Origin of the sequence: Streptomyces sp. NBC_01520 (assembly GCF_045040375.1) — a bacterium.
In the GTDB taxonomy this organism is placed as follows: domain Bacteria; phylum Actinomycetota; class Actinomycetes; order Streptomycetales; family Streptomycetaceae; genus Streptomyces.
In genome coordinates, this window is the sequence record NZ_CP109404.1 from 4,854,141 (window position 1) to 4,875,521 (window position 21,381).

General features: G+C 70.9%; 20 protein-coding genes. 13 read left to right on the plus strand and 7 right to left on the minus strand.

The features are described 5' to 3' along the window. The first annotated feature begins 75 nt into the window (after positions 1–75). From OG524_RS22210 to OG524_RS22220, 3 genes are all read left to right on the plus strand, one after another. On the plus strand, positions 76–540 hold the full coding sequence (locus OG524_RS22210) for a VOC family protein (protein WP_405389101.1): 465 nt from the start codon (positions 76–78) through the stop codon (positions 538–540). 70 nt (positions 541–610) lie between these two features. Beyond that, positions 611–883 (plus strand): DUF1876 domain-containing protein, encoded by a 273-nt coding sequence (locus OG524_RS22215; RefSeq protein WP_384494215.1) that lies wholly within the window; start codon positions 611–613, stop codon positions 881–883. A 78-nt stretch (positions 884–961) separates the two neighbouring features. After that, positions 962–1,612 carry a hypothetical protein gene (locus tag OG524_RS22220; protein ID WP_405811566.1) on the plus strand — a complete coding sequence of 217 codons (651 nt, stop codon included), beginning with the start codon at positions 962–964 and terminating at the stop codon, positions 1,610–1,612. Here OG524_RS22220 and OG524_RS22225 read toward each other — a convergent pair whose 3' ends face one another. Continuing rightward, positions 1,613–2,836 (minus strand): THUMP-like domain-containing protein, encoded by a 1,224-nt coding sequence (locus tag OG524_RS22225; RefSeq protein WP_405389099.1) that lies wholly within the window; start codon positions 2,834–2,836, stop codon positions 1,613–1,615. It lies immediately after the preceding gene. A gap of 123 nt (positions 2,837–2,959) precedes the next feature. On the opposite strand from OG524_RS22225, the gene OG524_RS22230 reads away from it, so the two are divergent. From OG524_RS22230 to groL, 3 genes are all read left to right on the plus strand, one after another. After that, positions 2,960–3,868, plus strand: coding sequence for a polysaccharide deacetylase family protein (locus OG524_RS22230; RefSeq protein WP_405389098.1), 909 nt, complete (start codon positions 2,960–2,962; stop codon positions 3,866–3,868). A 270-nt stretch (positions 3,869–4,138) separates the two neighbouring features. Then, positions 4,139–4,447: a co-chaperone GroES gene (gene groES / locus OG524_RS22235; RefSeq protein ID WP_003966899.1), complete on the plus strand. Its 309-nt coding sequence runs from the start codon at positions 4,139–4,141 to the stop codon at positions 4,445–4,447. Positions 4,448–4,545: 98 nt separating this feature from the next. Continuing rightward, positions 4,546–6,168: a chaperonin GroEL gene (gene groL / locus OG524_RS22240; RefSeq protein ID WP_056796472.1), complete on the plus strand. Its 1,623-nt coding sequence runs from the start codon at positions 4,546–4,548 to the stop codon at positions 6,166–6,168. Positions 6,169–6,240: 72 nt separating this feature from the next. On the opposite strand, the gene OG524_RS22245 is transcribed toward groL, so the two are convergent. Together OG524_RS22245 and OG524_RS22250 are read right to left on the minus strand one after the other, a co-directional pair. Beyond that, positions 6,241–7,014 carry an SDR family NAD(P)-dependent oxidoreductase gene (locus OG524_RS22245; RefSeq protein ID WP_405389097.1) on the minus strand — a complete coding sequence of 258 codons (774 nt, stop codon included), beginning with the start codon at positions 7,012–7,014 and terminating at the stop codon, positions 6,241–6,243. Positions 7,015–7,068: 54 nt separating this feature from the next. Beyond that, on the minus strand, positions 7,069–7,728 hold the full coding sequence (locus tag OG524_RS22250; RefSeq protein ID WP_405389096.1) for an MOSC domain-containing protein: 660 nt from the start codon (positions 7,726–7,728) through the stop codon (positions 7,069–7,071). A gap of 81 nt (positions 7,729–7,809) precedes the next feature. Here OG524_RS22250 and OG524_RS22255 point away from each other — a divergent pair, with 81 nt between their 5' ends. Beyond that, the gene (locus OG524_RS22255) at positions 7,810–8,700 is read left to right on the plus strand and encodes a LysR family transcriptional regulator (protein WP_405389095.1); all 891 of its coding nucleotides are present in this window, start codon (positions 7,810–7,812) and stop codon (positions 8,698–8,700) included. 183 nt (positions 8,701–8,883) lie between these two features. On the opposite strand, the gene OG524_RS22260 is transcribed toward OG524_RS22255, so the two are convergent. Beyond that, on the minus strand, positions 8,884–9,213 hold the full coding sequence (locus tag OG524_RS22260; RefSeq protein ID WP_405389094.1) for a WhiB family transcriptional regulator: 330 nt from the start codon (positions 9,211–9,213) through the stop codon (positions 8,884–8,886). Between the two features lie 425 nt (positions 9,214–9,638). On the opposite strand from OG524_RS22260, the gene OG524_RS22265 reads away from it, so the two are divergent. The 4 genes from OG524_RS22265 (at position 9,639) to OG524_RS22280 (ending at position 13,963) form a co-directional block, all read left to right on the plus strand. Continuing rightward, positions 9,639–10,250: a response regulator transcription factor gene (locus OG524_RS22265; RefSeq protein ID WP_003948568.1), complete on the plus strand. Its 612-nt coding sequence runs from the start codon at positions 9,639–9,641 to the stop codon at positions 10,248–10,250. Between the two features lie 277 nt (positions 10,251–10,527). Continuing rightward, positions 10,528–11,103 (plus strand): sigma-70 family RNA polymerase sigma factor, encoded by a 576-nt coding sequence (locus OG524_RS22270; RefSeq protein ID WP_056796454.1) that lies wholly within the window; start codon positions 10,528–10,530, stop codon positions 11,101–11,103. 125 nt (positions 11,104–11,228) lie between these two features. Continuing rightward, complete coding sequence (gene guaB, locus OG524_RS22275; RefSeq protein ID WP_405389093.1) at positions 11,229–12,734, plus strand: IMP dehydrogenase; 1,506 nt, start codon at positions 11,229–11,231, stop codon at positions 12,732–12,734. A 104-nt stretch (positions 12,735–12,838) separates the two neighbouring features. Then, positions 12,839–13,963, plus strand: coding sequence for a GuaB3 family IMP dehydrogenase-related protein (locus OG524_RS22280; protein ID WP_329208224.1), 1,125 nt, complete (start codon positions 12,839–12,841; stop codon positions 13,961–13,963). Between the two features lie 71 nt (positions 13,964–14,034). Here the strand turns inward: OG524_RS22280 and OG524_RS22285 are convergent, their stop codons facing one another. Both OG524_RS22285 and OG524_RS22290 read right to left on the minus strand, forming a co-directional pair. Next, positions 14,035–14,688, minus strand: coding sequence for a hypothetical protein (locus OG524_RS22285; protein ID WP_405811567.1), 654 nt, complete (start codon positions 14,686–14,688; stop codon positions 14,035–14,037). A gap of 121 nt (positions 14,689–14,809) precedes the next feature. After that, a complete protein-coding gene (locus OG524_RS22290; protein ID WP_405389090.1) occupies positions 14,810–16,072 on the minus strand; it encodes a nucleotide sugar dehydrogenase in 1,263 nt (420 codons plus the stop codon). Between the two features lie 263 nt (positions 16,073–16,335). On the opposite strand from OG524_RS22290, the gene OG524_RS22295 reads away from it, so the two are divergent. Further along, positions 16,336–18,042 carry a glycerol-3-phosphate dehydrogenase/oxidase gene (locus tag OG524_RS22295; RefSeq protein ID WP_405389089.1) on the plus strand — a complete coding sequence of 569 codons (1,707 nt, stop codon included), beginning with the start codon at positions 16,336–16,338 and terminating at the stop codon, positions 18,040–18,042. A gap of 9 nt (positions 18,043–18,051) precedes the next feature. On the opposite strand, the gene OG524_RS22300 is transcribed toward OG524_RS22295, so the two are convergent. Continuing rightward, positions 18,052–19,161 carry a serine hydrolase domain-containing protein gene (locus OG524_RS22300; RefSeq protein WP_405389088.1) on the minus strand — a complete coding sequence of 370 codons (1,110 nt, stop codon included), beginning with the start codon at positions 19,159–19,161 and terminating at the stop codon, positions 18,052–18,054. A 118-nt stretch (positions 19,162–19,279) separates the two neighbouring features. Between OG524_RS22300 and OG524_RS22305 the strand changes: the two genes are divergently transcribed. Further along, complete coding sequence (locus OG524_RS22305) at positions 19,280–21,301, plus strand: serine/threonine-protein kinase (protein WP_405389087.1); 2,022 nt, start codon at positions 19,280–19,282, stop codon at positions 21,299–21,301. Positions 21,302–21,381 lie beyond the last annotated feature (80 nt).

The window sequence follows — 21,381 nt, forward strand, 5'->3', positions numbered from 1 at the left end:
CCCGATGAGTTTCCGGTGCGGGACGGGTCTACCTTGCACAGCGTTGCGCCACGCACCGTGCGAAGGAGAGACACCATGCAGAAGATCAAGCCCTGCCTGTGGTTCGACGACAAGGCCCAGGAAGCCGCAGAGTTCTACGTCTCCGTCTTCGGCGGCGACTCGCGCGTCGTCGACATCAGCTACTACACCGAGGCGTCCCCCGGGGAGGCCGGGACCGTGCTGACCGTGGACTTCGTGCTCGCCGGTCAGGAGTACATCGCGCTCAACGGCGGCCCGCAGTTCACCTTCAGCGAGGCCGTCTCGCTCAGCGTGGACTGCGCGGACCAGGAAGAGGTCGACACCCTGTGGGCGAAGCTCACCGAGGGCGGCGAGGAGAGCATGTGCGGCTGGCTGAAGGACAGGTACGGCCTGTCCTGGCAGATCGTCCCGCGCGTGCTGCCCGAACTGCTCGGCGGCCCCGACCCGGCCAGGGCGGAACGGGCCATGAAGGCGATGCTCGGGATGCGCAAGCTGGACATCGAGGCACTCCGCAACGCCTGAACCGGCCGCGCCGTGCGCCGCCCCGGGAACGGGCGCACCCTGGAAGCAGGAATCCTGGGAGGTGACCGTCATGATGGAGACCACTGTCGGATGGCATATCGAGCTGGAATTCGAAGAGGACACCCACCGCACCCGCGCGGCCGCTCTTGTGCGGCTCGGTGACGGGACCGAGGTACGGGCCCACGGATACGCCAGCCGCCACCCCTCCGACACGGAACAGCCGAGGGTCGGCGAGGAGATCGCCGGTGCCCGCGCGCTCAACGAACTGGCCATGAAGCTGCTCACCAAGGCACACGACGAGATCGACGAGGCGTCAGGCCGGACGTCGTACCCGCTGACCTGACCCGACCCGACGTGACGCACACCGCTGACCCCGGCCTGGGCCCGGATCGGCGGTGCCCGCGTCGGTAATGTCTGGGCCATGTCACGCCGTAATCCGCTTCCGCCGCCCGTGCCGCCCGAGGAGATCCGCACCTGGCCCGACCGGGGCACCCTGCTCCGGGACCGGGCGGTGATCCTCGGCGAACTGGTCACGATGTACATCGGGCCCGGCCGGCTCGGCAAACTGTGGATGTGGGCGGGGACCTTCGCGTTCGGCTGGTCGTGGGTCGGCGCCGCGCTGGTCATGTTCGAGGAGGCCGTGGACGCCGTCAGCGTGCTCATCGCGATCCTCTGCATCGCCGTCGGCGCGTGCCTGATGATCCCGGCGGGCGTCTTCATCGCCCTCGGCGCCACCAGGGACGGGCAGGTGCGCCGGCTCCTGGACGACTGGGGCGGGCTGGACCGCGACCCGGTCGGGGACCTGCCGCTGCGCAGGCCCGCGCCGAGCCTGGCCTGGGCGCTCCTGTCGTACGTGCTGTGCGCGGGCGGGCTGTTCGTGTGCGTGGTCGTCCCGGCGACGGCCAGGGCGGGTCACGAGACGTACGGGCTGGTGGCCTGGCTGATGGGGCTCGGGATGATCGCCTGGGCGACGGGGCTGCTCGGTCTGCGCAGGGGTCTGCGCAGGGCGTACGCGCACCGGCGCTGGGTGCTCCGGACGCAGACCCCGGCGGGCCGGGCGGTCCGCGGCTGATCAGGGACGCTTCACCGGCTGCCCGATCAGCATGGCCGGGGCCCCGGCCACGCGCGTAAGGAAGACCGTGGCCGCGTGCGGTCCCTGGAGCTTCATCTTCCGCCGCAGTTCCTCGGGTTCGACGGCGGAACCGCGCTTCTTGACGGTCAGCACACCGACCCGCCGCTCACGCAGCAGGGCCTTGAGCTTCTTCATGTTGAACGGAAGCCGGTCGGTGATCTCGTACGCGGTCGTGCGGTCGGACACGTACAGCTCGTCGTTCGTGACGTACGCGATCGTCTCGTCGACCAGCCGGCCCCCGCACCGCTCCACGACGGCGGCCACCAGATGGGCGCGGATGACGGCGCCGTCGGGCTCGTACAGGTAGCGGCCGACCGGCCCCACGGGCGGGGCGGGGAGCGGGGCGTCGGCGGTCAGGGTCGCGCCGGACGGGAGCAGCGTGGCCCGGAAGCGTCCGGCGGTGAAGCCTTCGCCGAACCAGAGCACGGCCTCCTTCACGTCACCGCCGTCCGAGATCCACTCGGCCTCGGCCTGCGGGCCGATCGCCTCGTGCGGGACACCCGGGGCGATCTTCAGCGCCGCCCGGGGGGCACTCAGCGCGGCCTCGGTCGCCCAGGAGAGCGGGGGTGAGTAGGCCTCCGGGTCGAAGATCCTGCCGCGTCCGCCGCGCCGGGCCGGGTCGACGAAGACCGCGTCGTACCCGGACGTGCCGATCTCCGTGACGTCCGCGCAGCGCACCTCGACGAGGTCCTGGAGGCCCAGCGCCGCGGCGTTGGCGCGGGCGACCTCCGCGGTCAGCGGGTCGCGGTCCACGGCCAGCACCGAGATTCCCGCCCTGGCCAGCGCGATCGCGTCGCCGCCGATCCCGCAGCACAGGTCGGCCACGCTCCGTACGCCGAGCCCGGCGAACCGCTCGGCGCGGTAGGTGGCGACCGAGGTCCGGGTCGCCTGCTCCACGCCGTTCGGGGTGAAGAACATCCGGTACGCGTCCGCCGCCCCGAACTTCGCCACCGCGCGCTGCCGCAGCCGCGCCTGGCCGAGCGCCGCCGACACCAGTCCGGCCGGGTGCGTACGACGCAGCCGGGTCGCCGTGGCCAGCTCCTGGGCGGGGTCGTGGTCGCGCAGTTCCGCCAGCAGCGCCACGCCCTCGGGGGTACGCAGGGCGGCGAATGCGGCGAGCGGGTCGGAAGGGTCTGCTGGGTCCGCAGGGAGGTGGGCGTTCACCGGTCCATTGTGAGCCAGCCGGGGGACGTGCCGGGCCCGCCGGAAGTGTCGGGGCGGGGGTCCGCCGACCGGCTGGCAGGATGCGGCGCCATGCAGCCAGTACGACAAAACGAAAAATCCGCTATGAAGCGGCACAAGCCGGTCCGTGCGGTTCTGGCGGCCCTGCTGGTCGCCGCCGTCGCCTCCGCGTGCGCCGAAGGGGCGGACGGCGGTCGGGCGGACCGGGGGCAGCGGGCCGAACCGGCCGCCGGCCGGCCCGGGGCGGCAGTCGCCGCCGGTGCGGCGGAGGCCCGCGCCGAGCGGCTGAAACGGCAGCAGGCCGCGCGGGTGGCCGCCGCGAAGAAATGGGGGCTGGCGAAGGTCCCGCTGACCGCCCCGGCGCCGCCCGCGGAGAAGCCGCGCATCACCACCCGCGAGGGGTTCGGGGTCGAGGGCGGGGACACGCTGCCCCCGGTCTTCACCGCCGTCCCGACCGAGGAACGGATCGTCTTCCTGACGATGGACGACGGCGCGGAGAAGGACCCCGAACTGCTGAAGATGATGACGGAGCTGGACATCCCGTACAGCGCCTTCCTCAGCGACTACCTGGTCAGCGACAACTACGGCTACTTCAAGGACATGCAGGCGCGCGGCGTCACCCTCAGCAACCACACCCTCAACCACCGCTATCTGCCCGGGCTCTCCAGGGCCGACCAGCGGCGGGAGATCTGCGGCGAGCAGGACAAGATCGAGAAGTACTTCGGGAAGCGGCCCACGCTCTTCAGGCCGCCGTTCGGCAACTACGACGGCGACACCCTGCGCATCGCCAGGTCCTGCGGCATCGAGGCGGTACCCCTGTGGGCGGCCGAGGCGTTCCCCGACCACATGGAATGGCGCGAGCGGGACCGGGACCTGCACCCCGGCGACATCATCCTCACCCACTTCCGCGGACCCGGGGCATGGGAGGGATCCATGACCGACATGGTCCGCCGCGTCATGAAGACGATCACGGACAAGGGGTACGCCGTGGCCAAGCTGGAGGACTACGTCTGAGAGCACCGCGCTCCGCCCGGAACACCGCGGCCCCCTCTCGCGTTGTCCGGGCGTACGCCGGTCCCGGGGCGCCACGCGAGGGTGGTGAATTGGCACTCCGCTTGACCGAGTGCTAATCGCGGTCATAGTCTCAGGTCTGGCACTCCCCACTGGAGAGTGCCAGCACCACTGTGCGACACGGCAGGTCCGGCACCCGCGACGACGGATCGACCTGGTCGCCACCCACAGACTGTTAAACCCCGTGAGATCTCCGAAGGGGGAGACCGGATCGTGTCGACCACCAGCTCCAAGGTTGCGATCAAGCCGCTCGAGGACCGCATTGTGGTCCAGCCGCTCGACGCCGAGCAGACCACGGCTTCCGGCCTGGTCATTCCGGACACCGCCAAGGAGAAGCCCCAGGAGGGCGTCGTCCTGGCCGTGGGCCCGGGCCGCTTCGAGAACGGCGAGCGCCTTCCGCTCGACGTCAAGACCGGCGATGTCGTTCTGTACAGCAAGTACGGCGGCACCGAGGTGAAGTACAACGGCGAGGAGTACCTCGTCCTCTCGGCGCGCGACGTTCTCGCGATCGTCGAGAAGTAATTCACCCACGTTTGCTTCTGTTCTGCGCCCCTGGTCCCCTGCGAAATAACTAGCCGGGCGGCGAGGGGCGCAGTTCGTTTGAGAGGACAGCTCAGCCCATGGCGAAGATTCTGAAGTTCGACGAGGACGCCCGTCGCGCCCTTGAGCGCGGCGTCAACAAGCTTGCCGACACGGTGAAGGTGACGATCGGTCCGAAGGGCCGCAACGTCGTCATCGACAAGAAGTTCGGCGCCCCCACCATCACCAACGACGGTGTCACCATCGCGCGCGAGGTCGAGCTCGACGACCCGTACGAGAACCTCGGTGCCCAGCTGGTGAAGGAGGTGGCGACCAAGACCAACGACGTAGCGGGTGACGGCACCACCACCGCCACCGTGCTCGCCCAGGCTCTCGTCCGCGAGGGTCTGCGCAACGTTGCCGCGGGCGCGTCCCCGGCCGCCCTGAAGAAGGGCATCGACGCCGCCGTGAAGGCCGTGTCCGAGGAGCTCCTCGCGACCGCCCGCCCGATCGACGACAAGTCCGACATCGCCGCCGTGGCCGCGCTCTCCGCGCAGGACAGCCAGGTCGGCGAGCTCATCGCGGACGCGATGGACAAGGTCGGCAAGGACGGTGTCATCACCGTCGAGGAGTCCAACACCTTCGGTCTGGACCTTGAGTTCACCGAGGGCATGGCCTTCGACAAGGGCTACCTGTCCCCGTACATGGTGACCGACCAGGAGCGTATGGAGGCCGTCCTCGACGACCCGTACATCCTGATCCACCAGGGCAAGATCGGCTCCATCCAGGAGCTGCTCCCGCTGCTGGAGAAGGTCATCCAGGCCGGCGCCTCCAAGCCGCTCCTGATCATCGCCGAGGACGTCGAGGGCGAGGCGCTCTCCACCCTCGTCGTCAACAAGATCCGTGGCACCTTCAACGCCGTCGCGGTGAAGGCCCCGGGCTTCGGTGACCGCCGCAAGGCCATGCTCGGCGACATCGCCACCCTCACCGGTGCGACCGTCATCGCCGAAGAGGTGGGCCTCAAGCTCGACGGCGCCGGTCTCGACGTGCTGGGCACCGCCCGCCGCGTCACCGTCTCCAAGGACGACACGACCATCGTCGACGGCGGCGGCGACTCCGCCGACGTCAAGGGCCGCGTCAACCAGATCAAGGCCGAGATCGAGTCCACGGACTCCGACTGGGACCGCGAGAAGCTCCAGGAGCGCCTCGCGAAGCTGGCCGGCGGCGTGTGCGTGATCCGTGTCGGTGCCGCCACCGAGGTGGAGCTCAAGGAGAAGAAGCACCGTCTGGAGGACGCCATCTCCGCGACCCGCGCCGCGGTCGAGGAGGGCATCGTCTCCGGTGGTGGCTCCGCTCTGGTCCACGCCGTCAAGGTCCTCGAGGGCAACCTCGGCAAGACCGGCGACGAGGCCACGGGTGTCGCGGTCGTGCGCCGCGCCGCCGTCGAGCCGCTGCGCTGGATCGCGGAGAACGCGGGCCTCGAGGGCTACGTCATCACCTCGAAGGTCTCCGAGCTCGACAAGGGTCAGGGCTTCAACGCCGCGACCGGCGAGTACGGCGACCTGGTGAAGGCCGGCGTCATCGACCCGGTCAAGGTCACCCGCTCCGCCCTGGAGAACGCCGCGTCCATCGCGTCGCTGCTGCTCACGACCGAGACCCTGGTCGTCGAGAAGCCGGCCGAGGAAGAGGCCGACGCCGGTCACGGCCACGGTCACTCCCACTAGTACGGACCGTACGCAGCCGAGGCCCGGTACCCCCGTCGCGGGGGCACCGGGCCTCGGCCGTTGTACGGGCGGCTACTGCGGGCCGTACGTGCGGCCCGCGCGGGAGGTCACCCCGCCGAGCAGACCCCGGGGCGCCACCTTCACCAGACCCATCAGCGCCTTGTACCGGGCGTCCGGCACCGACACCGTCCTGCCCCGGGCCAGATCCGCCAGGGCCGCCGTGACCAGCTTGTCCGCGTCCAGCCACATCCAGTCCGGGATGTTGCCCGTGCCCATCCCGGCCCGCTCGTGGAACTCGGTCCGCACGAAGCCGGGGCACAGGGCCATCAGCCGCACCCCCGACCCCGCCAGGTCCTTCGCCGCGCCCTGGGTGAACTGCACGACCCACGCCTTCGACGCCCCGTACGTCCCCCGCGGCAGGAAGGCCGCAACCGAGGCGACGTTGATCACTCCGCCGCGCCCGCGCTCCCGCATGGCGGCGGCCCCGGCCGAGGTCAGCCGCAGCACCGCCTCGCAGTGCACCTTCAGCATCGTCAGCTCGTCGGCCATGGTGACGTCCAGATAACGCCCCTTGTTGCCGAAACCGGCGTTGTTCACCAGCAGGTCGACAGGGCTCACGCGGTCCGCCAGCCGTGCTTCGACCGCCTCGATCCCGGCGTCCGTCGACAGGTCGGCCGTCAGCACCTCGGCCTCGATGCCGTGCCGGTCGTGCAGCTCCGTGGCCTGGACCCGCAGCCGCTCCGTGTCACGGGCCACCAGCACCAGGTTGTGCCCGTCACCCGCGAGCCGCCCTGCGAAGGCGGCCCCGATCCCCGCCGTCGCGCCCGTAATCAGTGCAGTCGTCATACGCGGCACGTTAGTGCCCCGCGAGCGCGGGCCGCCCACCCGCCCGGAGGATGGTCACGAACCCTGGGCCGCCACGTACTCCCGTGCCTTGCGCAGCGCCTCGGGGTGCAGCGCGTCCCCGGCGGCGAGGAGGCGCGGCAGCAGATCCCGCTCGGTCGTGACGGCCCTGAACTGGAGGGCGGCGGTGACCTCGTGGTCGGGACGGTGGACTATCTCGACCGGGTCCCCGGCACGGATCGACCCCGGTTCGATCACCCGCAGGTACGCGCCGGTGGCCGCCTCGCGGGTGAACCGCTTCACCCAGCCACGCTCGTCCAGGTGACCCGCGAACGTACGGCACGGAATGCGGCCCGCCGTCACCTCCAGGACCAGCTCGCCGCCGATCCGCCAGCGCTCGCCGATCCGCGCGTGACTCACCGGGAGGCCGAGTGTCGTGAGGTTCTCGCCGAACGAGCCGTTGGGCAGGGGCCGTCCGAGCTCCTTCTCCCAGGCGTCGAGCTCCTCGCGCGCGAAGGCGTACACCGCCTGGTCCGATCCGCCGTGGTGGCGCAGGTCGCACACCGAGTCCCCGGCCAGCCCGCTGCCGCCGCTGCCCTTGGGGCCCGGGTCGGTGACCCGCACGGGACCGTCGGCCGGACGCTTGTCGATCCCGGTGGGTCCGTCGGAGTACGCGGCGGCCTCGGGGCGGCCCAGATTCACGGTCAGCAGCTTCATGCCGTACACGCTAACCACTCCGCGCCCAAAGATGCTCACGAATATTCGCGTGATCCTGCAAGTGAGCCTTATGGTTGGAGAATGATCGAAGCCCGTCACCTCCGTGTCCTGCGTGCCGTGGCCACCACCGGTTCGTTCTCCGCCGCCGCACGCGAACTGGGCTGCACCCAGCCCGCGGTCAGCCAGCAGATGAAGGCGCTGGAAGCCTCCGCGGGAACCCCGCTGCTGATCCGTACGGGGCGCGAGATGCGGCTCACCGAGGCCGGCGAGGCCCTGGTGCGCCACGCCTCCGGCATCCTCGCGGGGCTGACCGCGGCCGAGGAGGAGGTCGCCGCGATCGCCGGGCTGCGCGCCGGGCGGGTCCGGCTCGTGTCGTTCCCCAGCGGAAGCTCCACGCTGGTTCCCGGCGCCCTCGCCGCGCTGCGGGCCGCCCACCCCGGCACCCAGGTCTCGCTCGTCGAGGCGGAACCGCCGCGCTCGGTGGAGATGCTGCGCGACGGGGACTGTGACATCGCGCTGGCGTTCCGGTACGGGACGACCGGCGGCGAATGGGACGACCTGGTGGTGCGCCCGCTGCTCACGGACCGGCTGATCGGGCTGGTTCCGGACGGTCACCGGCTGGCGGACGCGGACGCCGTGGGCATCGGCGAGCTGGCCGACGAGTCGTGGATCGCGGGCTGCCCGCGCTGCAGGCGCCAGCTCGTGGAGGTCTGCGAGGCCTCCGGATTCACCCCCCGGATCGACTTCGCCACGGACGACTACCCGGCGGTGATCGGCCTGGTCGGGGCCGGTCTCGGGGTGGCCGTCCTGCCGGCACTGGCCATCGAGTCGGTACGCCCCAAGGGGGCCCGCACCGTCACGGTGGAGCCGGCCGTGGAGCGGGAGATCGTCGCACTGACCCTGCCGGACCTGGCCCGGGTCCCGGCCGTGGCCGCCACCCTCGACCAGCTGTCGCGGGCCGCCACGCGCTGAGCGCGGACCCCTTCCGCGGCGCGCCGAGCTGAGCTCCCACGCGCTGAGTGTGAACACCCGCACGCTGAGCGTGAACACCCACGCGCTGAGCGTGAACCCCCCGCCGCACCCGGTGCGCGCGTCCGACGGCGGGCGCACCAGATGCGAAGAAACGTTTCTGCGTTCGATGGGCCGTGCTGAGTGTCAGGTGGGGCCGGGAGTCCGGGTGGCGCCCGAGTGGGCCGAGATCAGGCGGTTGCGGGCGCGGCCCATGAGCTCCTCGCGCTCGTCCTCGGTCAGGCCGCCCCACACGCCGTAGGGCTCCCGAACGGCGAGCGCGTGCGCCGCGCACTCGGCGCGTACCGGGCAGCGCATGCAGACCTCCTTCGCCGAGGTCTCACGGGCGCTCCGGGCTGCCCCGCGCTCTCCTTCGGGGTGGAAGAACAGGGAGCTGTCGACCCCGCGGCAGGCGGCCAGCAGCTGCCAGTCCCACAGATCTGCGTTGGGTCCGGGAAGGCGGGAGAAATCTGCCATTGCGTGTCCCCTCGAAACCTTGCTGAGTCGGAAACGGCATCCTCGACCGTCGGCGTGATCGTCGTCGGCCGGAGTTCCGACCGTACATCTACGGTGTTAGTAGATGTAAATATGACTGATTGCGAATCTAGCCACAGACGCCAGCAAAAGGGAAGAAAATCCGCTAAATGGGGCATGCCTATGGGTGATACATCGGTTGACGGGTGAATGATTCCGCGTCGTTCTCCTCCGTGCGCGGGCCCTCACTTAGAGTGCCGAACCGGAAGCTTCGACCCGTAACTCTTTCGAGTGACCGTCGTTGAGAAGGGCGAGGCGGTTGACGGAGAGCGAGCTCGGGCAGATGTCCGAGGGGGTCAACCGCACAGGTGACGACTTGTATCAGCCTGGAGGCTCAAGGTGACGCGCATCAGCTGCGGAGGACGGTCATGACATCCGTCCTCGTCTGCGACGACTCCCCGCTTGCCCGAGAAGCGCTCCGTCGCGCGGTTGCGACCGTGCCCGGCGTCGAGCGTGTGACGACGGCGGCCAACGGCGAGGAAGTCCTCCGCCGCTGGGGAGCCGACCGTTCGGATTTGATTCTGATGGACGTACGCATGCCCGGTCTGGGGGGTGTGGAGACGGTCCGGCGGCTGCTCTCGGCGGATCCCGGCGCCAGGATCATCATGCTGACCGTCGCCGAGGACCTCGACGGGGTCGCGCTCGCGGTCGCCGCCGGCGCCCGCGGCTATCTGCACAAGGACGCCTCGCGCGCCGAACTGCGGGCCACCGTCACCCAGGCGCTGGCCGATCCGACGTGGCGGCTCGCCCCGCGCCGGCTGCGGTCCGCCGAGATGGGGGCGGCCCCGACGCTCACCGCGCGGGAGATCCAGGTGCTCGAAGGCATGAGCCACGGCCGCTCCAACGCGGAGATCGGACGCGAGCTGTTCCTCTCCGAGGACACGGTGAAGACGCACGCCAGGCGTCTGTTCAAGAAGCTGGGAGCCTCGGACCGTGCGCACGCGGTCGCGCTCGGCTTCCGCTGGGGCCTGGTCCGCTGATGCAGCGGCGTGGCCGGTAGCCGTTCGATCCCGTCCGCACACCGGCGGACGGGGCGACGGTGGCGGCGGACCTGCGGCCGGGCCCTCCCCACCAGCGCCATGTGACGCTTCCCGGCCGATGCCGCATCCTTGAGGTGTGGAGTTCCTCGGGAACGATTCGGTCCAGCGGAAGGGGAGGGCGCAGGAGATGACATCCGGCGCACCCGCTCATAACGCTTCGGTGCACAACTCGGGACGCGATGCCGCGGATCAGACGGCGTCAAGGCACCATGGTCCGATGCGCGACGACGAGACGACGGTGATCGGTGCTCTGGTGCACCGTGCCGTCGACGGTGACGCGCAGGCCACGCACGACCTGCTGGCCCATGTCCACCCGCTGGCCCTGCGCTACTGCAGGTCCCGGCTGAACCGGCTGCCCGGTGATGCCCGTCACTTCGTGGAGGACCTCGCGCAGGAGGTCTGTGTCGCGGTGCTGATGGCGCTGCCACGCTACAAGGACACCGGCAGACCCTTCGAGGCCTTCGTCTTCGCCATCGCGGGCCACAAGGTCGCCGACCTCCAGCGCGCCGCGATGCGGCACCCCGGCTCGACGGCCGTGCCCTCCGACGAGATGCCGGAGCGGCCCGACGACTCGCTCGGCCCGGAGGAACGCGCCCTGCTCAGCAGTGATGCGGCCTGGGCCAAGAAGCTTCTCGCCAACCTTCCGGAGAACCAGCGTGAGCTGCTCGTCCTTCGGGTCGCGGTCGGACTGACCGCGGAGGAGACCGGGCAGATGCTCGGGATGTCCCCGGGCGCGGTCCGGGTGGCCCAGCACCGTGCGCTGAGCAGACTGCGGGCCCTCGCGGGCCAGTAGGGGCGGCCCCGCCGTTCCGTAGGAAGCCACGAAAACACTAAGTGATCTTGCTCGTGGAATGAGACACCCCGCGAGCCCGTTAGCATGGACATCCGCACCGATCAAGGCCATTTGGGGAAGGTGTCATGACTGCAAACGTCGACGGAGTGCCCGAGAAATTCGCGACGCTCGGGCTGACATACGACGACGTGCTGCTGCTGCCCGGCGCGTCCGACATGGCGCCCGACCAGATCGATACCTCCTCGCACATCTCGAAGAACGTCCGGGTGAACATCCCGCTGCTCTCCGCCGCGATGGACAAGGTCACCGAGGCGCGCATGGCCATCGCCATGGCGCGGCAGGGCGGCGCGGGCGTTCTGCACCGCAACCTCTCCATCGCCGACCAGGCGAACCAGGTCGACCTGGTGAAGCGCTCCGAGTCCGGCATGGTCACCGACCCGATCACGGTCCACCCGGACGCGACGCTGCACGAGGCCAACGCCCTGTGTGCCAAGTTCCGCATCAGCGGTGTCCCGGTCACCGACGCGGCGGGCAAGCTCCTCGGCATCGTCACCAACCGTGACATGGCCTTCGAGCCGGACCGTTCGCGCCAGGTGCGCGAGGTCATGACGCCGATGCCGCTCGTCACGGGCAAGGTGGGCATCTCCGGCGTCGACGCCATGGAGCTGCTGCGCCGCCACAAGATCGAGAAGCTTCCGCTGGTCGACGACGCCGGGGTCCTCAAGGGCCTCATCACCGTCAAGGACTTCGTCAAGGCCGAGAAGTACCCGAACGCCGCCAAGGACAAGGAAGGCCGGCTGCTCGTCGGCGCCGCCGTCGGCGTCGCGGGTGACGCCTTCGAGCGGGCGCAGGCGCTCGTCGAGGCCGGTGTCGACTTCATCGTCGTGGACACCGCGCACGGCCACTCCCGCATGGTCGGCGACATGGTCGCCAAGATCAAGTCGAACGCGTCGGGCGTCGACGTCATCGGCGGCAACATCGCCACCCGTGACGGCGCCCAGGCACTCATCGACTCGGGCGTCGACGGCATCAAGGTCGGCGTCGGACCCGGTTCCATCTGTACGACCCGCGTGGTCGCCGGCATCGGCGTCCCGCAGGTCACGGCGATCTACGAGGCCTCGCTCGCCGCGAAGGCGGCCGGTGTCCCGGTCATCGGCGACGGCGGCCTGCAGTACTCCGGCGACATCGCCAAGGCCCTGGTGGCCGGCGCCGACACCGTGATGCTCGGCTCGCTCCTCGCGGGCTGCGAGGAGTCCCCGGGCGAGCTGCTGTTCATCAACGGCAAGCAGTTCAAGTCGTACCGCGGCATGGGTTCGCTCGCCGCGATGCAGACCCGGGGCGACCAGCGCTCGTACTCCAAGGACCGCTACTTCCAGGAGGGCGTCGCCTCCGACGAGAAGCTGGTCCCCGAGGGCATCGAGGGCCAGGTCCCGTACCGCGGCCCGCTGTCCGCGGTCGTCCACCAGCTCACCGGTGGTCTGCGCCAGTCGATGTTCTACGTCGGCGGCCGGACGGTCCCGGAGCTCCAGGCGAACGGGCGCTTCGTACGGATCACCTCGGCGGGTCTCAAGGAGAGCCACCCGCACGACATCCAGATGACGGTCGAAGCGCCGAACTACAGCAGGAAGTAACGCATCAGCGCAGGTGAGGGGCGGTCCGGGGTTCCCGGGACCGCCCCTCATGTGTGTGTCGGGGATACTGGTCAGCGCAGACGTAGAGGAAAGGCCACATCATCGTGACTGAGATCGAGATCGGGCGCGGAAAGCGCGGTCGGCGGGCATACGCGTTCGACGACATCGCTGTCGTGCCGAGCCGTCGTACCCGTGACCCGAAGGAGGTCTCGATCGCCTGGCAGATCGACGCCTACCGTTTCGAGCTGCCCTTCCTGGCCGCTCCCATGGACTCGGTGGTCTCCCCGCAGACCGCCATCCGCATCGGTGAGCTGGGCGGCCTCGGTGTCCTCAACCTCGAAGGGCTGTGGACCCGGCACGCCGACCCGCAGCCGCTCCTCGACGAGATCGCCGAGATGCCCGTCGAGACCGCGACCCCGCGGCTCCAGGAGATCTACTCCGCCCCCATCCAGGAGGAGCTGATCGGGCAGCGCATCAAGGAGGTGCGCGACTCCGGTGTCGTCACCGCCGCCGCGCTCTCCCCGCAGCGCACCGCGCAGTTCTCCAAGGCCGTCGTCGACGCGGGCGTGGACATCTTCGTCATCCGCGGTACGACGGTCTCCGCCGAGCACGTCTCCGGAGCCGCGGAGCCGCTCAACCTGAAGCAGTTCATCTACGAGCTGGACGTCCCGGTGATCGTCGGCGGCTGCGCCACGTACACCGCGGCCCTGCACCTGATGCGCACCGGCGCGGCCGGTGTCCTCGTCGGCTTCGGCGGCGGCGCCGCGCACACCACGCGCAACGTCTTCGGCATCCAGGTCCCGATGGCGACCGCGGTCGCCGACGTGGCCGGGGCCCGCCGTGACTACATGGACGAGTCCGGCGGCCGGTACGTGCACGTGATCGCGGACGGCGGGGTCGGCTGGTCCGGCGACCTGCCCAAGGCGATCGCCTGCGGTGCGGACGCCGTGATGATGGGCTCCCCGCTGGCCCGTGCGACGGACGCGCCCGGCCGCGGCCGGCACTGGGGCATGGAGGCCGTCCACGAGGACGTGCCGCGCGGCAAGCTGGTCGACCTGGGCTCCGTCGGCACGACGGAGGAGGTCCTGACCGGACCCTCGCACAACCCCGACGGCTCGATGAACATCTTCGGCGCGCTGCGCCGGGCGATGGCCACCACGGGCTACAGCGACCTCAAGGAGTTCCAGCGCGTCGAGGTGACCGTGGCGGACTCGCAGCACCGCCGCTGACGAACCGTCCGACACACGCGGGAGGGCCCGGACCACATCTGGTCCGGGCCCTCCCGCGTGCGCGCTGTGGGTCAGCCGGCCCTCTTGGCGCCACCGAAGGCGGCGACCGGACCCAGGGCGAGGAAGAGGTAGGTCATGAAGTCGGCCTCCTCCTTCCAGATGTCCATGACGTCACCGAAGTGGTCGAAGAAGACCTCGGTGAAGCCGACGCCGAGCCCGTCGGCCAGGATCATCGACATGGCGACGAGCTGGCCCAGGAAGACGGCGCCGAGGGAGAAGGCGGCACTCGCGACGGCGACGGCCGGGTTGGAGCCGCCGACCTTGCCCGCCACGAAGCCGACGAGGAAGCCGACACCGACGGCCGCGTAGCCGACCTCGCGCTCGATGGAGCCCGCTATGACGCCGTACAGGATCGCCGCGACGATCGCCGTGCCGAGCGCGGTCAGGATGCCGAGGCCGAGCCCGGAGCTGTTGCGGGCGGGCGGGGTGGGCGCGAACGGGGCGCCGCCGCCGAACTGGCCGGGCTGCTGGCCGGCGAACGGGTTGCCCGTGGGCGCGCCCTGCTGCTGGCCGTACGGGTTCCCCGCCGGGGCGGCGGGCTGGCCCGCGTACGGGTTGTTGTCCGCCGGGGTGCCGGGCTGCTGCCCCGCCGCGTACGGGTTGCCGGCGGGCTGACCGCTGTGGGGCTGCTGCGGCGGGTTGGGCGGCTGCACGGGCTGGCTCATGATGGATGTTCCCCCTGGAACGGATGCGCACGACTGTGCGAGATGTGACGCCGCAGGCTAGCAGTCCGTGCCGACAAGGCCCACCGGAAACCTTGCGGGGACTGGCCGGCGGAGCCTTTCCCTAGAGCCGGTGCGCGGCTCCCGCAGGGGTGGCTCCCCGGGTGTCCAGGAGGAGTTGGGCCTTCACGGCGAGTCCTTGGAGGTCGTACGTCCGGTGGTGCTGGAGCAGCACCGTCAGGTCGGCCCCGGCGGCGGCCTCGTACAGCGAGTCGGCGCGCGGGACGGGCAGTTCACGTACGCGCCAGTCCAGGACGTGCGGGTCGTGGTAGCCGATCTGGGCACCCATGTCCATCAGCCGGGTCGCGATCTCACGGGCGGGGGAGGCCTCCTGGTCGGCCAGGTCCGGCTTGTAGGTGACGCCGAGCAGCAGCACCCTGGCCCCGCGGACGGACTTGCCGTGCTCGTTGAGCAGGGTGGCGCAGCGCTGGATGACGTAGCCGGGCATCCGGTCGTTGATCTCCTTGGCCAGCGAGACCATGCGCAGCGGGTGGCCGGGGGTGCGGCTGCTGTACGGGAGGAAGCCGGGGTCTACGGGGGCGCCGTGGCCGCCGACTCCGGGGCCGGGGCGGAAGGGCTGGAAGCCGAAGGGTTTGGTCTCGGCGCACCGGATGACGTCCCAGAGGTCGACGCCGAGGTCGTGGCAGAGGACGGCCATCTCGTTGACCAGGGCGATGTTGACGTGCCGGAAGTTGGTTTCCAGCACCTTCGTCATCTCGGCCTCCCGGGGCCCGCGGGCCCGGACGACCTTGTCGGTGAGCCGGCCGTAGAACGCGGCGGCCGACTCGGTGCAGGCCGGGGTGAGGCCGCCGATGACCTTGGGGGTGTTGGCGAAGACATGGGTGCGGTTGCCGGGGTCGAGGCGGCCGGGGGAGTGGGCGAGGTGGAAGTCGCGTCCGGCGCGCAGGCCCGATCCCTCCTCCAGGAGCGGACGCACGAGGTTCTCCGTGGTGCCGGGCGGCACGGCCGATTCCACCAGGACGGTGGTGTGCGGGCGCAGCCGGGCGGCGAGGGCGCGGGCGGCGTCGGTCACGGCGGAGAGGTCCAGGGTGCGGTCGGGGCCGAGGGGGGTGGGGGCGCAGATCGCGGCGGTACGTACCCGGCCGAGCTCGGCCGGGTCGGCGGTGGGGCGGAACCCTCCTGAGAGCATCCGGCGGATGTCGGAGGCGCTCAGGGATCCCTCGACCGGCGTACGCCCCGCGGAGAGTTCGGCGTACGGGCGTGGGTCGGTGTCGTAGCCGACGGTGTGGATCCCGGCGGCGACGGCTGCTTGGGCGAGGGGCAGGCCGAGGTGACCGAGTCCGATGACAGCGAGGTCTGCGGGCATGTCGAGGGCCGTCCTTCCCTAAGACCAAGAAGACAGAAAGCGCAACTGCTGGGGACAGCGCAATGTCAGACTAGGCGTAAATATGACCTATATTTCGCATTCTGTGACTCTCGTCGACCGAGTGTTGTCCACAGGCGGTGGCTGAAGTCGCGGCCCGCGGACAGAATCGAGTGGTGGGCACGGGCGCCCGGCCTCTCGGCCGGTCCCCTCCCGTGCCGTACCGCCCTGATCCACCGGAGTACCGGGATTACCGGGAGGCAGCAGTGAGGACAGCGACACTGGGACCGGCGCAGCGCGCCCAGGCGCTCGCCGCGATGGCCGAGCGTGAACTGGACGTGCTGGTCGTGGGAGCGGGCGTGGTCGGCGCCGGGACGGCGCTGGACGCGGTCACCAGAGGACTTTCCACCGGACTGGTCGAGGCGCGTGACTGGGCGTCCGGGACGTCCAGCCGGTCGAGCAAGCTGATCCACGGTGGGCTGCGCTATCTGGAGATGCTTGACTTCGCGCTCGTACGGGAGGCGCTGAAGGAGCGCGGGCTGCTGCTGGAGCGGCTGGCCCCGCATCTGGTGAAGCCCGTCCCCTTCCTCTACCCCTTGCGGCACAAGGGCTGGGAGCGGCTGTACGCGGGCTCGGGCGTCGCGCTGTACGACGCGATGTCGGTGTCCTCCGGCCACGGCCGCGGGCTGCCCGTGCACCGCCATCTCTCGCGCCGCCGCGCCCTGCGGGTCGCGCCCGCGCTCAGGAAGGACGCCCTGGTCGGCGCCCTGCAGTACTACGACGCCCAGATGGACGACGCCCGCTATGTCCAGACCCTGGTGCGCACGGCCGCGAGCTACGGCGCGCACGTGGCGAACAGGGCGCGTGTCACAGGTTTCCTGCGCGAGGGCGAGCGCGTCGTCGGCGCCCGGGTGCAGGACGTCGAGGGCGGCGGTGAGTACGAGGTCAGGGCCAAGCAGGTGGTCAACGCCACCGGTGTGTGGACGGACGACACCCAGGCACTCATCGGCGAGCGCGGGCAGTTCCACGTACGGGCGTCGAAGGGCATCCACCTCGTCGTTCCCAAGGACCGCATCCACTCCTCGACCGGTCTGATCCTGCGGACGGAGAAGTCCGTCCTGTTCGTGATCCCGTGGGGCCGACACTGGATCATCGGGACGACGGACACCGACTGGGACCTGGACAAGGCCCATCCGGCGGCCTCCAGCGCCGACATCGACTATCTGCTCGAACACGTCAACTCGGTGCTCAACACCCCGCTGAGCAGGGACGACGTTCAGGGGGTGTATGCGGGGCTGAGGCCGTTGCTGGCCGGTGAGTCGGACGCCACGAGCAAGCTCTCGCGTGAGCACACGGTGGCCCATCCGGCGCCCGGACTCGTCGTCGTCGCGGGCGGCAAGTACACGACGTACCGGGTGATGGCGAAGGACGCGGTGGACGAGGCGGTGCACGGGCTGGACCAGCGGGTCGCGGACTGCGTCACCGAGGACATCCCGCTGCTGGGCGCCGAGGGCTACCGTGCCCTGTGGAACGCCCGCGCCAGGATCGCGGCCCGGACCGGGCTGCACGTCGCCCGGGTGGAGCATCTGCTCAACCGCTACGGCTCCATGACCGAGGAACTGCTGGAGCTGGTCGCCGGTGACGCGTCGCTGGGCGATCCGCTGGCGGGCGCGGAGGACTACCTGCGGGCCGAGGTCGTCTACGCCGCCTCGCACGAAGGCGCCCGTCACCTCGACGACGTACTGACGCGGCGCACCCGGATCTCCATCGAGACGTTCGACCGGGGCACCCGCTGTGCGCGTGAGTGCGCCGACCTGATGGCGCCGGTGCTCGGCTGGGACACCGGCCAGGTCGAGCGGGAGGTCGAGCACTACCGCAAGCGCGTGGAGGCGGAGCGCGAGTCGCAGCGGCAGCCGGACGACCTGACTGCGGACGCGGCGAGGCTGGGGGCGCCGGACATCGTGCCCCTCTAGCGCCGTGAATCAGGAGGCCGAGGTGCAGAACTCGGCCTCCAGGAGGGCCGTTTCGAGGTCCGGGTCGGGCAACGCGTCCGTATTGACCCGGTAGGTGAAGACGTGCCGGCCGTCCACGGTCGCGGCGGTCCGCACGTAACTCCCGGTGATGTGCCCGCTGTGCCCCCAGACGGTGGTCCCGCAGGAGAGCTTCTGCGGATAGACGCCCATGCCGTAAAGGCCCTCCGCCGCCCCGGTGTCGAGCAGCACGGCCAGCTGGGCGGGCGGCAGCAGACGGCCGCCCAGCAGCGCCGCGTAGAAGTGGTTGAGGTCGGCGAGCGTGGACACCAGCTCCCCGGCCGCGCCCGCGACCCGCGGGTCGATGACCGTGACGTCACGCAGGGCGCCGTCGTCGGCGGAACGGTGGTAGCCGCGGGAGTGCGGAGCGGGCAGGGTGCTGCGGGCACCGGGGAGCGAGGTGCCGGACAGGTGGAGGGGAGTGAGTACGCGGTCCCGGATCTCGGTGGCGTACGGGTGCCCGGTGACGCGCTGGACGACCAGGCCGAGCAGGACGTAGTTGGTGTTGGAGTACGCGAAGGCGCCGGGCGTCTTCGCCGGGGAGTGGGCCAGGGCCGTGCGGATCGCGGTGCCGGGCGTCAGCGGCTGCGCGGACGGGCCGGTGGCACCTGTGACGGCGGGGTCGGTGGCGGGCAGCGCGTCGAGGTAGTCGTAGAGGCCACTGGTATGGGTGAGCAGGGAGCGCAGCGTGATGCGCGCGCCGTCGTTGCCGTGACCGTGTATCAGGCCCGGCAGATAGGCCTCGACGCTGTCCGACAGCCGCAGCTCGCCCTCGGCGGCGAGCTGCAGGACCACGGTCGCGACGAACGTCTTGGTGACGCTGCCCGCCCGGAAGCGGTCTCCGGACCCGATCCCGGGTCCCGCCGAGCCGTATGTGCCGTACGGTGCCGAGGCGCTGGGACCCGCCAGGAAGGCCGCCGCGGGGGCATCGCCCTCGACGACCAGCCGGGGAAGGTAGGACGATGCGGGCGTGAGGTGTGGTTCGCTGGGCAGGCTCGCGGTTCCCAGGGTGAGCAGAGTCAGCACCACAGGGGCGGCGAGCAGCGCCCTGAGTATCGGCACGGCAGGGGCTCCTTCCTCCGGCCACATCATGGCCGACCGTGGACCCGGCACCATGGCCGGTCCCGGGGTGAGGGACAATGAACGCTCTGCCAGGGCGGGTTGATCGCAGAGGGGACGCATGTCGGAGGCGGAGCAGGCACAGGAGCCCCAACGGGACAAGGACGGACGTCTCCTCGCGGGGCGGTACCGGCTCGGGGAGGTGCTCGGCCGGGGCGGCATGGGCACGGTCTGGCGTGCTGCCGACGAGACACTCGGCCGCACGGTCGCGGTCAAGGAACTGCGGTTCCCCTCGGCCATCGACGAGGACGAGAAGCGCCGGCTGATCACGCGCACCCTGCGCGAGGCGAAGGCGATCGCGAGGATCCGCAACAACAGCGCGGTGACGGTCTACGACGTGGTCGACGAGGACGACCGGCCGTGGATCGTCATGGAGCTCATCGAGGGCAAGTCACTCGCCGAGGCGATCCGTGAGGACGGGACACTGACGCCGAAGCGTGCGGCCGAGGTCGGCCTCGCCATCCTCGACGTGCTGCGCTCGGCGCACCGCGAGGGCATCCTGCACCGCGACGTGAAGCCGTCCAACGTGCTGATCTCCGAAGACGGCCGGGTCGTCCTGACCGACTTCGGCATCGCCCAGGTCGAGGGCGACCCCTCGGTCACCTCGACGGGCATGCTCGTCGGCGCCCCCTCCTACATCTCGCCGGAGCGCGCCCGCGGGCACAAGCCGGGTCCGCCCGCCGACCTGTGGTCGCTCGGCGGACTGCTGTACGCGAGCGTCGAGGGCTGCCCGCCGTACGACAAGGGTTCGGCCATCGCCACGCTGACGGCCGTGATGACGGAGCCGGTCGATCCGCCGAAGAACGCGGGTCCGCTGGAGGAGGTCATCTACGGCCTGCTGGTCAGGGACCCCGAGCAGCGGCTGGACGACGCCGGGGCGCGCGTCCTCCTCAACAAGGTGATCAACGCTCCCGAGCAGCCCGAACCGCCCGTCGCACCGCCGGCCGACTCCACCCAGGTCATGGCGCTGCCCGGGATCATCGGTTCGAGGAGCGGCGGCAAGAAGGAAGCCGCGGCAGCCGCTGCGGCGACCGCAGCCGCGGCGGCCGGGCCGGGAAGCGGTTCCGCGTCCGGCGCGGGTCCGGCTGCCGGCGCTGCGGGCAGTGGGTCCGGGGCCCGTGCGGCCACGGGATCCGCGACCGGACCGGGGACCGGTGCGGCTTCCGGCACCGGTGAGAGCACGAAGGAACGGCTGCGCGGCGCGCTGCGGTCCGTGCGGAACGCGAAGACCCCGGCGGTGGCCACCACCGCCTCGGCCTCCGGACCGGCCGTACCGCCGCAGCGTCCGGCGGGCCCGCCCGCTCCGCCGCGTGCCTCGATCACGGATGTCGTACCGCGCCGCACCCTGGCGGTCATCGCCGGTGTCGTCGTGCTGGCCGTCCTCGGTACGGTCCTCGTGCTCACCCTCGGCGACGACGGTGAGGGCAACGACGCCGGTGCGGGCAAGGGCGACACCGCGGCGTCCGCCGGAGCGACGGCGGGTGGCGACACCGACTCGGGCAAGGACACCGGCACCGACGACGGGAACGGCAAGGACGGCCAGGGCGAGGACAAGGGCAAGGCGTCCACCGACACCTCGCCCACCCCGGAGTCCGACGAACCGGCGGCCCCGGACCCGAACGCCCTGCCGGCCGGGTACGAGAAGGTCACCGACAAGCGGTTCCACTTCACGATGGCGATGCCCGGGAGCTTCAAGCGCAACGGCATAGCGGGAAGCAATTCGGGCGGCATCTACAACGACGGCGGCGGCTTCCCGCGCGTCCAGGTCGACTACAACAGCTCGCCCGGTGACGATGCCGCCGCCGCATGGCGCGGCCTCATGGGAGCGGTCGCCGGAAGCAGCAACGGCTACAAGCACCTCGGCATCAAGAAGGTCGAGTACAACGGCTACCCGACCGTCGCCGACTGGGCGTTCACGCGCAACCAGCAGGGCATGCGGGTCAGGGTCCTCAACCGGGGCTTCAAGGCCGACGCCACCCACGGCTACTCGATCATGGTCAGCTGCAAGGCGAGCGAGTGGGACGGCGAGGAGTGCACCACGCTGCGCGAGACGGCGTTCGCCACGTTCGCGCCCACCGACTGACGGGACGGCGGACCCGGCCGGACCGAACGGAACGGCCGGGTTGCCCGGACCCGGCCGCACCGTCGCCACTTGCCACGTAT